The following is a 14,583-nucleotide window of genomic DNA, read 5'->3' as shown; positions in this document are numbered from 1 at the left end:
CACTTTCGCCCACTTTGCAAACGAAAACGTGAAAGCTATAGAAATTACTCAAGTTTCCCGTCTTAACGTACGAAAACGGGCTCGTCGCGTGAAAATGGGGGTTCTGGTTGTGGATAACTTGTGTAGAACTTGTCGCAAGTTGCTTAATGATTACGCAGTCTAAACACGAGGCCTGCGAGGACGACTACAGTGGGGAGGAGGACGTTACCGGCGTTACCGGTGCCGTTCATCAGGTCGAGAATGTCGTAGATCGGCCCAATTTCGAAGGTTTTTCCGCTGCCGAACTCCTGTGAGAGGTAGTTCAACCCGGGCACGCCCAGCACGATCATCGCCAGCAAAGCGGGCACTGTGGTGGAAAGTGGAGCGGGTACGTGCCTCAGCAGCCCCAGGCTAAGCACCCAGACGGAAATGTAGGTCGCCGCCAAGGCGGTCCAGAAGAAGGGGGTGGCCGATAAGTACGCCGCCCCAATTGCGAAGGGCCAGACGGTGAACGCACACGCGATTGTCGCGATCGGATCCCGGCAGATGTACCGCGACAACAGCGCGGCCGCCGACACCTGCACGATCAGCATCAACCGCAACGATTCAAGATCACCCGGATCGGTGTAGTTGGCCGACCACCGCCATCCCATCGCCCCGGCCACCAAGGCGGCGAGCTGCACCGCGAGCCACAGCAGTAGGGGGAAGATGATCGGGCGATTTCGGTGAGGCTGCTTGGCGTGGTTGACGCCGGCCGGCGCGCTGCGCGGTGGTGGCTCAACGGATTGGGTGGGGTGAGGCGCCGTCACGGTGTCACGTTCGCCGAGGCGCCCGCCGGTGGCGTGGGTGCGGGCGTCGACACCGGGTGCGTGATCTTGTCGAACCGCACGTCGATCCACGGCTTGCCCGCGTCCACGCGCTTGTACTGGGCGTAAACGTCCTGAAGGCCCTGCAGTTTGCGGGCGACCGGCGCTTCAATGATGAAGTCCTTCGCGTTCACCGGGCGGCCCCAGCGCACCTGCGTGTCCCACTTGGTCACCAACACGACCTGGGCCTCGCGCCCATCCACCCGGCCGGCAATATTGGTGACGTCGACCTTCACGATGTCGTCGGCGAACGGTCGGCCGTACAACAGCTTGATCATGTCCAGCGCCGCGTGCAGATCGTCGCCGTGCCACGGGTTGCCGGTTTCGGGTGGGGGCAGCTTGACGCCTTCGATGATGCGGATCGCGGGGCGCTTGTTCTGGTCCAGCACGATTTTGGGCACCAGGTCGGCGGTGTACTGTTCGGGGAGCTTCACGCCGTTGCCATCGACCAGCCAGTAGTAGATGCCCCATTTCACCAGCGCGATCGGCGCGCGGAAGTCGCAGTCGATCTCGATCGTATCGCCCGGCTGCTCGCCATACACCCGGCGGACCTGGTGGACCTGGTGGACCCACGGGTTGCGCTGCAACGCGGCGTACGTGTCTTCCAGCACCTGCTTGTCGGCCGCCGAGTGCCCACCGGTGGGGCGGACCGACCGCACGATCTGCGTGGCCAGGTAATCGCCCATCCAGACGGGCCGATTCTTCAGTACGACCCGTGGTGGATCGATGACGTAGGTCAGATCACGGCTCACGTGCCGCTTCAACACGTACAACCCGCTACCGGCCGCCACGATGACGATGAACGCCGCCAGCGCATGAATCACGCGCCGCCGGGCCGCGGGTGAGAGCATCGGCTCCCGTGGCGGCTTAGGCGGGTTCTTGGTGGAGGTTGTCGTCTTGCTCTTGGCCATTTATTTCTAGTTCCCTCTCGCCCGGTGCGTCGGGAGAGGGTCATCGCGCACAAGTTGTCATCCCGAAGGGAGCCTAAGGCGACCTGAGGGATCTCGAGCCACGGGCGGTCGTCCGACTTGGGAGATCCCTCAGGTCGGCAAGCCTCCTATCGGGATGACAGGCCTATGTGTCCGTCGGCTCCTATTTCGATCCACGCTCCTTCGCCCGCTTCACCAGCCGGTCCACCAGCGGCCCAAACGCGGTCCCACCGTGTGCAGCGGCTTCCGGTAATAGGCTCTTCGGCGTAAAGCCCGGTAATGTGTTAATTTCTAAGATCCAGGGCTGGTATCCCTCGTCCACAATCACGTCCACCCGCGACAAATCGCGGCAACCGATCGTCTCGTGCGCCCGCTTGGCAATCTCCTGCACCTTGGCGATCACGTCGCCCGGCAAACCAAGGTCGAAGTGGTGCTGGGCGTCGTTCCCCTTGTACTTGGCGGTGAAGTCGAAGAACTCGTGGCTGGTCGTGATGCGAATCGGCGCCAGCGGCTTTTCTTCCAGGATGCCGACAGTCAGCTCGGTGCCTTTCACGAACTTTTCGACCATCGCCCGGCCATGCTTGGCCAGCAGTTCACCGAGCGCGGCCTTGGCGTGAGAGCTGGTCTTGCAGACGTAGACGTCGATGCTGCTGCCACTGTCGAGCGCCTTCACGACGCAGGGGGCCTCGATCGACAGCTCCGCGACCGCCTCCGGCCCACCATTAATCACCTGCCACGCCGCCGTCGGCAGGCCGGCGGCCTTCCAGCGGTCCTTCGACGCGGCCTTGTTCATGCCGGTGCGCGATGCCGCGCTGCCACTGCCCACGAAGGGCAGGCCGCGGCTTTCCAGGATCTCCTGCAGCTCGCCACTTTCACCGAACTGCCCATGCAGCACGGGGAAGACGACGTCCGCAGGATGATCGAGCCCCGCGAGGTCCGTCGGCGACACGTCGCTGGCGAACACCTCGTGGCCCATCGACTTCAGGCCTTCGATGACGGCTTTGCCGCTGATGAGCGAGATCTCGCGTTCCGCGCTGGGGCCGCCGTAGAGAACTGTGACTTTCATGGGTGTCTCGGTGTTCGTTGCAAAGGAGGCCGCTCTGGCCCCTCTCCCGGTACTCCGGGAGAGGCTGGGTGAGGGTGATTTCCAACTGCTGACGGTTCTCGTCACTCGAAATCACCCTCACCCTAACCCTCTCCCGGAGTACCGGGAGAGGGGATCGGCGTTCCGCTTTCCATCTATCCCCACACCTTCACTTCGCTCTCCAACTCAATCTCGTTCTTCTCCGCGACGCGTTCCTTGATGATCTTGACGATCTTCAGCACGTCGTCGGCCTTACAGCCGGGGTGGGCGATGATGAAGTTGGCGTGGACGGTGCTGACCTCGGCGCCGCCCACGCGGAAGCCCTTCAGACCGGCCTTGTCGATCAAGGCGCCGGCCGACAGGCCGCGGGGGTTCTTGAACATGCAGCCGGCGCTCTTGGTGTTCAGCGGTTGGCTGTTGCGCTTGAACATCCAGATTTCCTTCGTCCGCCGCATGAGTTCGTCGGGGTCTTCCTGCTCTAACTCGAGCGTTGCGCCCAAGATGAACGGCGCAACGATGTTCGTCCTGCGGTACTCGAAGATCAAATCATCCTTCAGGCGGTCGAAGACGGTACCGTCCTGGCTCATCACGGTGACCTTGGTCACGCGCGAGCCGATGTCGCCGTACTTGCCACCGGCGTTCATACGAATGCCACCCCCGATGGTGCCGGGGATGCCCGCGAGCGTCTCGATGCCTGCCAGGCCACTGCGCACGGTGCGGAGGATGAGCTTCTGAATGTCGACGCCCGCGCCGACCTCGAGCGTGGTCTTGTCGATCTTCGCCCGCCGCCAGTACTCGGCGTCCAGCTTGATCACGCAACCGTCCACGCCGGCATCGCCCACGAGCAGGTTGGCGCCCAAGCCAAGCACGAACGTCTTGATGTCCGCCTCGTTGCAGCGCCCCACGACGGTCTGCAACTCGTCCAGCGACCGCGGCCGCACGAGCCAGCGGGCCGGCCCACCAATGCGATACCACGTGAGCGGCGCCAGCGGCGCGTTCTCGGTCACGATCTCTTCCAGGTCGGCGAACGGATTGGCGGTGTGAAGTTTCATCAGCAAAAGGAGTCTAGGACATAAAACGAATGGATGACGCGCCCCTGTTTTACCGTGCCCCGGGCCGCTCGCCCATGCGTTTGCACCGGCAATTTCGATTCGTCATATTTTCAGGTCGCGGAGAAGAGATTGAACCGCCAAGAGCACCAAGGAATTTGAGGCCGGGCGCTCCGGTCCCTCTCCCGGTACGCCGGGAGAGGCTAGGTGAGGGTGATTCCGTTCTTGTGAGAGTCGCCAGCAGTTCAAAATCACCCTCACCCTAACCCTCTCCCGGAGTACCGGGAGAGGGGATAAGACCGGACTGCTCTCTTCCTTGGCGTCTTTTGACGGTTTAAACTCTCTTCTACCCCACCAGATCCCGCCCGATTTCCCACACGTTGCCGGCGCCCATCGTTACGACGAGGTCGCCATCACCGATCTTCGCCTTCAGGTGGTTAACGATGTCGCTGAAGATCGGCAGGTGAATGGCGGCCTGACCGTTGCCGGTGACGCGGGCGACGAGGTCGTTGCTGCTGACCATGGCACGTTCAGCCTCGCTGTCGCGCACGAAGTAGATATCGGGCACGATCGTCTCGTCGGCGGCAGTGAAGGCGGTGGCGAAGTCGTCCAGCAGGAACCGCGTGCGGCTGTGCTGGTGCGGCTGGAAGACGCAGAACAACCGTTTCGGCTGGTACCGCTCGCGAATGGCCGCGAGCGTGGCACGTATTTCGGTGGGGTGGTGGCCGTAGTCGTCGATGATCGTGGCGCCGTTGCAGTGGCCCATCTCGGTCATCCGGCGGTCGACCCCCTTAAAGCCCCCGATCGCGACCGCCGCCCGGGCGGGGTCGACGCCGCAGGTCGCGCAGGCCGCGATCGCCATGGTCGCGTTGATCAGGTTGTGTTCCCCCGCGACCGACAGCTGGATCGTGCCGACCCGCACCCCGTTGTGGTACAGCTCGCCGGTGTGGCAGCCGTTGACGATGCCGATCGGGCGGGTGCTCCAGGTGTAGTTCGGGGCACGAAGAACATGATCGATAAGCGCCACCGTCTCGATCGTTGCCCGCGTGCCGGCGATCGAGCGGGCGACGTTAACGTCCTTACCGTTCACGATCAGCGTGCCGTCGTCGGGGACCATGCCGATGAACGTGCGGAAGCTGTCGATGATGTCGTTCAAATCCTTGTAGCAGTCGAGGTGGTCTTCCTCGACGTTGGTCAGCACGACGACCGACGGGCGCAGGTTGTGGAACGAGCGGTCGAACTCGCAGGCCTCGGCGACGAACGCCGCCGCTGCGCCACTGCGGCTGCCACCACCGAGTTGCGGCACGGTGCCACCGACGACGAAGCTGGCGTCGACGTCGCACTGCAGCAGCGTGTACGCCGTCATGGCGGTGGTGGTGCTCTTACCGTGCGTGCCGGCGATCGCGATGCCGTGCCGCTCGGCCATCACTTCGCCCAGCAGCTTGGCGTACTTCACCACCGGAATGCCGTAGGCCTTGGCGGCCAGATATTCAGGATTGCCGTCCTTCACCGCCGCCGAGCGCACGACGAGGCCGACGCCGCGGTCGAGGTGTTCACCAAGCTGGTCGCGGGAGATCTTCACGCCGCTCATGCCCAGGGCGAACGTGACGTCGGACGGCTTGGGTTCGGAACCCGTGACGATCGCGCCACTGTCGAGCAGCATGCGGGCCAAGCCGCTCATGCCGCTACCGCCGATGCCGATGAAGTGGACGCGCTTGCCGGTAAACCGGCTCGCGGGGCGCGTGAGGGTTGATGAGGCCTGCGAATCCATTCGCGTCTGCTGTGCCAAGCGACTCCCTTGTGGTGTGCGGCGATGGTACTTGTTTGTATCTACGCGTTCAAATGGCGTTGGGTTTGCTCCGTTGTCATCGGCCGCCCAATTCCCACTTCTGTAGGACGGGCATTCCTGCCTGTCTCTCAGGGCGTCCGCCTCTCCCCCCGTATTCAGAAAAGATCTAGACGCGAAGGCCGCGAAGGCGTCGCGAAGGTGGCGCGAAGAAGAAGAGGTTGAACCACAGCGGACACAGAGAGCACAGAGGCAGACACGGAGAGGAGGAGCAAGCCTCTGATTGGGATTTGGTGCTTGGTCATTTGTTTGGCATTGGCGCTTGGGATTTTGATTTCGAGAATACGGGGGGAGAGACAGGCAGGAATGCCTGTCCTAAAGAAGAGGGTTCCGCTACCCGATCATCGCCAGCATCGCCGCGGCGACTTCATCCGACGCGTTGGGCTTGCCGATGCGTCTCGCGGCGTCGGACATGGCCTTGCGCTTGTTTCCGTCGAACAGGAGCGACTCCAACGCCGGCCGGAGCTTGTCGGCGTTCTTGCGGCGGTCCTTGTCGTCGTCGATCAAAATCGCGGCGCCGGCGTCGGCCAACACTTTGGCGTTGGCGCGCTGGTGCATGTCTTTGTGGTACGGGTAGGGCAGCAGGATGCTCGGCACGCCGCAGGCGGTCAATTCGGCGCAACTGCTGGCGCCGCTACGGCTGATGGCGATGTCCGCCACCGCCCACACGTCCGCCATCGCGGGGGTGAAGTCGAGGATGCGGGCCGGCTGTTCCAATTCGCGGTACCCCGCCCGCACGCTGTCGACGTGTTCGCGGCCACTCAGGTGCAAGATCTGCCAGCCGCGCAGCGTAACGTCCTTCAGCATCGTCAGGATGGCTTCGTTAACCGTCTTGGCACCCAGCGAGGCGCCGGTGACGACCAGCGTGCTCAGCCGGCGTTCGAGCCCCAGGCGGGCGATCGCCTCGTCGCGCGAGGGCATGGCAAGGATTTCGGTGCGAATCGGGCAACCGGTGACGCGGAGCTTGCCGTGATGCTTCGGTTCGACATGCTCGGCGGTTTCGGCGAACTGGCAGCAAACCGTGTCGACGTACTGCAGCAAATACTGGTTGGCCTTGCCGGGAATGACGTCCGGATTGATGACGGCCGCCTTTAGCCCGCGCTGGGCGCCTTCCTTCACTGCGACGCCCGCAGCGTACCCACCCAGCCCCAACACGGCGGCGGGGCGGCGGTCGTTGATCGTCTTGCGGACGATGTCCTTCGTGTCCCGCCAGCTCTTCCAGAATTTTAATAGCCCGCCCACCGTTTTCACCGGCGGTACGATCGGCTGGGGGATGAATTCAAAACCGGTCGGCTCGAGGATGACCTTGTCGATCTCCTTGTTCGTCGTCAAAAACAACGGTCTGATGTTCGGGTTCACCTTCAGCAACGCCTGCGCGACCGAGATGCCCGGATACAGGTGCCCCCCGGTGCCGCCGCCTGCGAAGAGAATGGTTGGACTGTCTGGCATGGTTCTTTGGAGAGCAAGAGACGCGAAGGCGCGAAGGAGGACGCGAAGGATCGCGAAGTTCAATTTAATGGATCAGTTCATCATTCGTCAGTGTAACGTCGGATAGGGGGCAAAACTTTCCACCCTGTTTTACCTTCGCGTTTCTTCGCGTCCTCCTTCGCGCCTTCGCGTCTCTTCCATTCTTCTACGCCGCCCGCTTCGATTCTTGCGGTTGTTCCATCTTGTACCCATCGTCCGCGAGTCGGGTGCGCTCCGGCGATTCGTCGGGGCTGGTGCGGGTGACGCTGTAGAGCAATCCGAGGGCCGCGCAGGTGATGACCAATCCGCTGCCACCGGCGCTGATGAGCGGCAGCGACAGCCCCTTCGTCGGCACGCTGACCGTGGCGACGGCGATGTTGATGACCGCCTGCAGCGTCAGCATCGTCGAAATCCCGAACGCCAGCATCCGGCCGAGGTCATCCCGCTTCTGCTTCACCGTCTGCCAGGCGACGTACACGATGCCCAGGTACAGTACGACCGTCAGCAGCGCGCCGAACAGGCCCAATTCTTCACATATCACGGCGAAGATGAAATCGGTGGTGTCCTCCGGCAGATAGCCGAGCTTTTGGATGCCGTTGCCAAGCCCCTTGCCGAGGATGCCGCCGGTGCTGAAGCTCAGCAGCGACTGGATCATGTGGTAGCCCTCGCCCTGCGGGCTGGCGTAGGGGTCGAGGAACGAGGTCATGCGCTTCCAGCGATATTCCTTGTGATACACGAACCAGAACGCCGCCCCCAGCACCGGTGGCATAACGATCGCCAAATGCCACCACTTCACCCGCCCGGCCAGCAGCATCGTGAGCGAACAGACCGCGATCAACGCCGCGGTGCCGAAGTCCTGAATGACGACCAGTAGGCACAGCGCCCCGATGGGCAGTAATGTGCAGAGGAAGCCGAAGAATCGTTCCGTGTTCACCGGCCGGTGTGTGAGCCAGTACGACAGCAGCAGCACCGTGGCCCACTTGGCCATTTCCGACGGTTGCACCTGCACCGGCCCCAGCGCCAGCCAGCGGCGGGCGCCGTTGACCTCTTTGCCGATCCCCGGCACCAGCACGAGCACGCACGCGATCGCCGCCAGCGCCGCCAGCCAGAGCACGGGGGCGCGGAAGACGCTGTCGCGCCTTCGCAACAAGCTGGCGTAATCCATGTGCCCGATGATGAAGAACGTCGCGATCGCGACGACGGCGTAAATGAGGTGCCGCGTGCCGCGCTGCGTCCACTCCCATCCCAGGTCCCCGGTGATGTTCGTGGCCGCCGACTGCACCATGATCACGCCGAACAACAGCAATGCGATCACGCAGATGGCGAGGATGTCGCGGAGGCGCAGGCGGTAGATGCAGGCATCCATACAAAAGCGTTATCGGACGATTACCCTCATCTTCTGTAGGACAGGCATTCCTGCCTGTCTCTCCCTCCGCTCTCCCCCGTCTTCCGTCCTGCGGAAGGAGGAAGTTTTTTGACGCGAAGGTCGCGAAGGTGAGGACGCGAAGAGGCGCGAAGGGCGTTGCGCCCCATCCACGTCAAACGCGCAGCGCGAGCGTAGAGTTGGACAGCATGCTCTTTGAGAACCGAGTAGGCGACTCGCGGGACCAGACCTGGCTCTTCCCCGCTCACCCAATGGTGCAGAATGGTGCAGAATGGTGCATGTTTTCGGGTTTCGGCTTACCCAGACCGCCGCGACGGGCCCGGTTGCCCTTCGCGTCCTGCTTCGCGATCTTCGCGCCTTCGTGTCTCTTCGATGACTCGTTGCGCAGCGAAGACGGGGGGAGAGACAGGCAGGAATGCCTGTCCTACAGAAGCGAGTAGCATCGGCGGTTTAGCGCAGCTTCACCGTCGCCAGCGACAGCATGGCCAGCATGGCGCCCACCAGCCAGAAGCGGGTGACAACCTGGGTTTCCGTCCAACCCTTGCGCTGGAAGTGGTGGTGCAGCGGGGACATCAGGAAGATGCGCCGGCCTTCACCGAAGCGCTTGCGGGTGTACTTGAAGTAGCTCACCTGCATCATCACCGACACCGCCTCGGCGACGAAGATGCCGCCGACGAGGAACAGGACCAATTCGTGGCGGACGACGATCGCGATGTAGCCCAGCAGGCCGCCCAGCGCCAGCGAGCCGGTGTCGCCCATGAAGACGCGGGCGGGGTTGCAGTTGAACCAGAGGAAGCCCAGGCACGCGCCGGCCATCGACCCCGCCAGCACCGCCATCTGGCCGGCGGGCATGATGTGGGGCATCTTCAGGAACGGCGCGAGGTAGTAGTCGCCGACGATCAGCGCCAGGACGAGGAACGTGAAGCTCGCGATCGCCACGCAGCCCGCGGCCAGGCCGTCGAGACCGTCGGTCAGGTTCACGGCGTTGCTTGTGCCGGTCATCACCAGCGTGCCCACGAGCACGAACATCGGCAGTGACATCTGCAGGATCGGGTCTTTGATGAACGGGATGTACAGCTTGCTGGTGTCGGGAAGTTGGTGGCCGTAGTAATAGGTGAAAACGGATAGAAGCACGCCCAAACCGACCTGAAACAGCAGTTTTTCCAAGCTGGTGAGCCCCACGCGGCTACCGGCGCGCCGGCCGGCGGTCAGCTTCAGCCAATCGTCGGCGGCGCCGACACCGCCGAGCCAGATCAGGCAGACGAGCGCCATACCAACGTAGAAGTTCGTCAAGTCGGCCAGCAGCAATGTGGTGCCGGCGATTGCCGTGACAATCAACAGGCCACCCATCGTGGGCGTGCCTTTCTTGCTCGCCATGAGCGCGTCGATCTCGGCCTGGTCGAACGTGGCGAGGTCGCCGATCTTCTGCCGACGCAGCCAACTGATGACGGTAGGGCCGGCGAAAATAACGATCAGAAAGCTCGTGATGACCGCGACGACGGATTGGAACGTGGGGAAGGTAAAGACGCGAAAGAACCCGAGGCCGTGGGCTTCCAGCCATAGTTCAAACCGTTCGGCGAGCCAGTAGAGCATGGGGGGAGAACCTAACAATTACGAAGAGCATCGTCGAACAGTTAACATGTGGCCGGCGCAATCCGGCCCCTCTCCCGGTACTCCGGGAGAGGCTGGGTGAGGGTGATGTCGAATGACAAGCGTCGCGGAGAGGAATGACCAATTCCCAAACCCGAATGACCAATGAAATCCCAATGACCAATGCCCAAAGACGCATCTTCATTGGGCATTAGTGCTTGGACATTCATTGGTCATTCGGGTTTGGGAATTGGTCATTGTCAATTCGCTTGCAAATCGAAATCACCCTCACCCTAACCCACTCCCGGAGTACCGGGAGAGGGAACCGGATTCCAACCTCATCCTGCCGCCATCCGCGTGCCGCGTTCTTCACCGTGCAGCAGGACCTTGGCGACCTCCTCCAACCGCACGCTGCGGGAGGCTTTCAGAAGTACGAGGTCGTTCTTGCGGATGTGCTGCGCCACGTCGCCGGCCAGTTGCTTGGCGTCGCCGTAGTGGTGGATCGATTGTTCCGGCATGCCGGCGGTGCGGGCGGCGTCGGCGTAGAGCTTGGCGTCGGCGCCGACGCACAGCAGCAGGTCGAACTTACACTCGGCCACGAATGCGCCAAGCTCGCGATGGTACCGCTCGGCGGCGTCGCCCAGCTCGCGCATGTCGCCAAGAATCGCCACCCGCCGCCCGCTGGCGGGCAGGCCGGCGACGGTTTCCAACGCGGCGCGCATGCTGTTGGGGTTGGCGTTGTAGGCGTCGTTGATGAGCGTCAGCGTGCCCAGCTCGTGCCGCTGCATGCGCATGTCCGGGCCGGAAGAGTGCGCCAGGTCCGCGATCGCCTCTTCCTCGCTCACGCCCACGCGCCGCGCGACGGCCAACGCTGCCAGCGCGTTGGCGGCGCTGTGACGGCCGATCATCGGCACCGTCACCGTGCGGCGGCTACCGTTCAGGTTGAAGCGCGTGCCGGCGTGGTCCCATTCGACGTCGGTCGCGAACAGGTCGTTGTGCTCGCCAAAGCCAAAGGTAACGATCGTCCCCTCGTAGTGCTGCACAGCGGCGACCAGTTCACGGTCGTCGCCGTTGACGATCAAACAGCCGCGCGGGTTTAAGCCCGACACGATGTTGGCGTTCTCTCGCCGCACGCCCATCAGATCGTCGAGGCCTTCCAGATGTTCGGCCCCCACGTTGGTGATGACGGCGATGTCGGGCAGGGCCATGTCCGACAGCACCTTGATCTCACCGTGATGGTTCGTGCCCATCTCCAGCACGAGGTAGTCCTGCGTCGGGTTGGCCGGCAATATCGTCAGTGGCACGCCGATGTCGTTGTTGTAGCTCTTGGGCGAGATCGACCCGTCCAACTTGCCCGACAGCGCCGCGTGAATCAGGTGCTTGGTCGACGTCTTCCCGTTGCTGCCGGCGACGGCGATCACCTTGCTCTTCAGGCCCTTGCGGACGTAGGTCGCCAGCTTACCGAGCGCCGTGCGCGTGTTGTCGACCTTGATCAAATGCACGTTCGGCAGCGAGACGTCGGGGATCTCCTCCACCAGCGCCGCGATCGCGCCACCGGCGGCCGCCTGGGGGATGAAGTTGTTGGCGTTGTAGTTGTCGCCGCGCAGCGCGATGAAGAGCGACGATGGCTCCATGCGGCGCGTGTCGGTGCAGACGGCGGTGATGGGAGGCGACTGCTTGGGCAGCGTCGACAAGGCACGGCCACCGACGGCCTGCCTGATCTGCTGTAATGTTAACGCCTTCACATCGCTCCCCGGCTGGCTTCCATGCCAGCCTTAGATTCTCTCTTCTGTGGCACAGACATTCTTGTCTGTGTCTCCCCCGGTCTCTCTGAAAACCAAAATCCCAAGCCCCAATGCCAAACAAAGCACCAATGACCAAATCCCAATCAGAGGCGTCTTCTCCGTGTCTGCCTCTGTGTGCTCTGTGTCCTCTGCGGTTCAACCGCTTCTTCTCCACCGAATACGGGGGGAGAGGAGGACGCCCTGAGAGACAGGCAGGAATGCCTGTCCTACAGAAGCGGGGCCTTACGCCGCCACCTTTCCCTTCAGGGCCCGCAGGGCTTCCTCGACATCATCGAAGTGGTGTTTTTCGGTTCCGACGATCTGGTAGTTCTCGTGCCCCTTGCCCGCCAGCAGGACCACGTCGCCGGCTTGCGCATCCGCCAGGATGCGCTCGATGGCCGCGCGGCGGTCGATCTCGACGATGGCCTTGGCCCGGTCGGTCAGCCCGCAGCAGATCTGATCCAGAATGCCCTGCGGTTGCTCGGTGCGCGGGTTGTCGCTGGTGATATAGACGGCGTCGGCCAACCGCTCGGCGGTGCGGGCCATGCGGGGGCGCTTGGTGGTGTCGCGGTCGCCGCCGCAGCCGAACAGGACGCGGAGTTTGCCGCGCGTTAAGGGGCGAAGGGCGGACAGGACGTTGTCGAGCGCGTCGTCCGTGTGGGCGTAGTCGACCAGCACCGCGAACGGTTGGCCCGTGCGGACGACCTGCAACCGGCCCGGCGCGCCGGCGGCGGTCTTCAAACCGTTGGCGAGCTGCTGGACGCTCAGGCCGTACACCTCGCCGCACAAGGCAGCGGCCAGCAGGACGTTTTCAATGTTGTGCTTGCCGATCAGGCCCATCGACACGTTGGCCTTGCCATCCGGCGTGCAGAGCGTGAAGTTGCTGCCGGTCGCGGTGATCTCGACGTCCTTGGCGCGGTAGTCGGCGTTCTTGCCGAAGCCGAAGCGGAAGATGCGGGCCGGGCAGTCCTGGATCATGCGGTCCGACCACTTGTCGTCCCCATTGATGACCGCGACGGCGTCGGGCTCCAGAGCCGCGAACAGCGTCGCCTTGGCGGCGGCGTAGTTCTCCATCGTGCCGTGGTAGTCGAGGTGGTCGCCGGTGAGATTGGTGAACCCCGCCCCGGCGTATCGGATGGCGGCGCCGCGACCCTGCACGAGGGCGTGACTGCTGGTCTCGATGGCCGCCGCCCGGCAACCCTTGTCGCGCATGGAGGCGAACAGGCCCGCCAGTTCGACCGCGCCGGGCGTGGTCATGGTGGCCTCGCGGCGGGCGCGGCCGTCGTCGATCTCGACGGTGCCGACCATCCCACACCGCGTCCGCACCGAGCTTAAAAGGTGGCGGATGATATACGTGGTCGTCGTCTTGCCGTTCGTCCCCGTCACGCCCACCACGCGCACGGCGTCGGTCGGGTGCTCGTAAAACGCGTGCGCCAGGTGCGACACCGCGGCGGCAGGGTCCTTCACGACGATCTGCGGCAGCGGGCAGTTGTCGATCTTTGCCGCCACCACGCAGGCCACGGCTCCCTTGGTCTGCGCGTCGCGCACGAAGGCGGCCCCGTCGGCCTTCACGCCGGTTCGCGCGACGAAGAGGTTGCCCGACGCAACCAGGCGGCTGTCGTCGGCAATGCCGGTGATGATCAGGTTGGGAACGCCCGCCACGGATGGGCGGGGGCGAAGCTGCGACAGCAGCGTGTGCAGGTGCATCGGGACGTCCTTTCCCAATGGACTACGAAAAGCGTTCGGGTCGGACATCCTTGTCCAGCCGGTTCGAAGCTATCACAGCACATCGGTCAGATCAAACGCGACAAGTTAGAAAATGTAGACGTTCGATAGGCCAGATGGGTTCGCGGGAAGGGGAAAACATGGAAGAAGTTAAACCGCCAAGGACGCCAAGGACGCCAAGTTGAAGCGGGGAAGGTGCTCCAACCGTGGCATGGCGCCAGAGCCCCTGCGTGTGGACTGGAAGGAGGAATCTCATTTGTTGGCTGCTGCGCCGACCAAGCCGCTGCAACCAATGCTGTCTTCCGGCCCCACCACGAGCATGGGCTCTGGCGCCATGCCACGGTCGGAGCGGACACGTCGCGTTGATTCGCCTCTTCTTCCCTTGGCGTCCTTGGCGTCCTTGGCGGTTTAATCCGCTGCCGTCCCTCCGTTCGTCGCCCCGCGCGTGCGCCGGGCGATGCCCATCGGGCCGTCGCGGAGGCCCTCGATGATCAACCGGCGGTCGGCGGGGTGGAGCGTCCAGACCAACTGCACCGCCACCGCGCCAAAGAACGGCAGGTGGACGATCCGGCAGCACTGCAGAGGGGCATTGCAGCCCTGCAGAGGGGCGTTGCAGCGCTGCAGAGGCGCGTTGCAGCGCTGCAGTGCGGCATTGCAGCACTGCAGAGGGGCGTTGCAGCGCTGCAGAGCGGCATTGCAGCACTGCAGAGGGACGCTGCAGCGCTGCACAGAGGCTCTGCAGCGCTGCAGGAAGCTGCTGGAGGAGGCCGGCGGCTTCCAGATCGACGAGGGCGCGATTCCGGTTTGCACAAGCGGGATAACGGAGCGATCGCGTAAGCCGCCGAAGCAGAGCGCAATCTCGGCGCAGTCCGGCATGGGA

11 protein-coding genes are annotated in these 14,583 nt (G+C 63.6%); all 11 read right to left on the bottom strand.

The window, feature by feature from the left end:
• Nucleotides 1-143: 143 nt before the first annotated feature.
• The 11 genes from VGN72_11725 to VGN72_11675 all read right to left on the bottom strand — a co-directional run bounded on the left by VGN72_11725 (nucleotide 144) and on the right by VGN72_11675 (nucleotide 14,579).
• Nucleotides 144-788 carry a hypothetical protein gene (locus VGN72_11725; GenBank protein ID HEV7300026.1) on the bottom strand — a complete coding sequence of 215 codons (645 nt, stop codon included), beginning with the start codon at nucleotides 786-788 and terminating at the stop codon, nucleotides 144-146.
• Nucleotides 785-1,756 (bottom strand): hypothetical protein, encoded by a 972-nt coding sequence (locus VGN72_11720; protein ID HEV7300025.1) that lies wholly within the window; start codon nucleotides 1,754-1,756, stop codon nucleotides 785-787. The genes VGN72_11725 and VGN72_11720 overlap by 4 nt, the downstream gene beginning before the upstream one ends.
• A 181-nt stretch (nucleotides 1,757-1,937) precedes the next feature.
• Nucleotides 1,938-2,840 (bottom strand): D-alanine--D-alanine ligase, encoded by a 903-nt coding sequence (locus VGN72_11715; protein ID HEV7300024.1) that lies wholly within the window; start codon nucleotides 2,838-2,840, stop codon nucleotides 1,938-1,940.
• 173 nt (nucleotides 2,841-3,013) lie between these two features.
• Nucleotides 3,014-3,910, bottom strand: coding sequence for a UDP-N-acetylmuramate dehydrogenase (gene murB, locus VGN72_11710; GenBank protein HEV7300023.1), 897 nt, complete (start codon nucleotides 3,908-3,910; stop codon nucleotides 3,014-3,016).
• Between the two features lie 343 nt (nucleotides 3,911-4,253).
• Entirely contained in the window at nucleotides 4,254-5,696 is a 1,443-nt protein-coding gene (murC, locus tag VGN72_11705) for a UDP-N-acetylmuramate--L-alanine ligase (GenBank protein HEV7300022.1), read from the bottom strand.
• A 390-nt stretch (nucleotides 5,697-6,086) separates the two neighbouring features.
• A complete protein-coding gene (locus VGN72_11700) occupies nucleotides 6,087-7,202 on the bottom strand; it encodes a UDP-N-acetylglucosamine--N-acetylmuramyl-(pentapeptide) pyrophosphoryl-undecaprenol N-acetylglucosamine transferase (protein ID HEV7300021.1) in 1,116 nt (371 codons plus the stop codon).
• A gap of 184 nt (nucleotides 7,203-7,386) precedes the next feature.
• Nucleotides 7,387-8,586, bottom strand: a complete 1,200-nt coding sequence (locus VGN72_11695; protein HEV7300020.1) for a putative peptidoglycan glycosyltransferase FtsW — start codon at nucleotides 8,584-8,586, stop codon at nucleotides 7,387-7,389.
• Nucleotides 8,587-9,054: 468 nt separating this feature from the next.
• On the bottom strand, nucleotides 9,055-10,197 hold the full coding sequence (gene mraY / locus VGN72_11690; protein ID HEV7300019.1) for a phospho-N-acetylmuramoyl-pentapeptide-transferase: 1,143 nt from the start codon (nucleotides 10,195-10,197) through the stop codon (nucleotides 9,055-9,057).
• Nucleotides 10,198-10,532: 335 nt separating this feature from the next.
• Nucleotides 10,533-11,939, bottom strand: a complete 1,407-nt coding sequence (murF, locus tag VGN72_11685; GenBank protein HEV7300018.1) for a UDP-N-acetylmuramoyl-tripeptide--D-alanyl-D-alanine ligase — start codon at nucleotides 11,937-11,939, stop codon at nucleotides 10,533-10,535.
• A 282-nt stretch (nucleotides 11,940-12,221) separates the two neighbouring features.
• The gene (locus VGN72_11680; GenBank protein ID HEV7300017.1) at nucleotides 12,222-13,685 is read right to left on the bottom strand and encodes a UDP-N-acetylmuramoyl-L-alanyl-D-glutamate--2,6-diaminopimelate ligase; all 1,464 of its coding nucleotides are present in this window, start codon (nucleotides 13,683-13,685) and stop codon (nucleotides 12,222-12,224) included.
• 426 nt (nucleotides 13,686-14,111) lie between these two features.
• Nucleotides 14,112-14,579, bottom strand: a complete 468-nt coding sequence (locus tag VGN72_11675; GenBank protein HEV7300016.1) for a hypothetical protein — start codon at nucleotides 14,577-14,579, stop codon at nucleotides 14,112-14,114.
• Between the last annotated feature and the right edge of the window lie 4 nt (nucleotides 14,580-14,583).

It is taken from the genome of Tepidisphaeraceae bacterium (assembly GCA_035998445.1).
In the GTDB taxonomy this organism is placed as follows: domain Bacteria; phylum Planctomycetota; class Phycisphaerae; order Tepidisphaerales; family Tepidisphaeraceae; genus DASYHQ01.
Note: the sequence above shows the minus strand (reverse complement) of the source record. Positions and strands in the feature narration are given on the sequence as shown.

Bases quoted from the DNA above. Each gene is read 5' to 3' on its own strand.
- VGN72_11695 (HEV7300020.1), bottom strand. From the start codon at position 8,586: ATGGATGCCTGCATCTACCGCCTGCGCCTCCGCGACATCCTCGCCATC.
- murB (HEV7300023.1), bottom strand. From the start codon at position 3,910: ATGAAACTTCACACCGCCAATCCGTTCGCCGACCTGGAAGAGATCGTG.
- VGN72_11720 (HEV7300025.1), bottom strand. From the start codon at position 1,756: ATGGCCAAGAGCAAGACGACAACCTCCACCAAGAACCCGCCTAAGCCG.
- mraY (HEV7300019.1), bottom strand. From the start codon at position 10,197: ATGCTCTACTGGCTCGCCGAACGGTTTGAACTATGGCTGGAAGCCCAC.
- VGN72_11715 (HEV7300024.1), bottom strand. From the start codon at position 2,840: ATGAAAGTCACAGTTCTCTACGGCGGCCCCAGCGCGGAACGCGAGATC.
- VGN72_11680 (HEV7300017.1), bottom strand. From the start codon at position 13,685: ATGCACCTGCACACGCTGCTGTCGCAGCTTCGCCCCCGCCCATCCGTG.
- VGN72_11675 (HEV7300016.1), bottom strand. From the start codon at position 14,579: ATGCCGGACTGCGCCGAGATTGCGCTCTGCTTCGGCGGCTTACGCGAT.
- VGN72_11700 (HEV7300021.1), bottom strand. From the start codon at position 7,202: ATGCCAGACAGTCCAACCATTCTCTTCGCAGGCGGCGGCACCGGGGGG.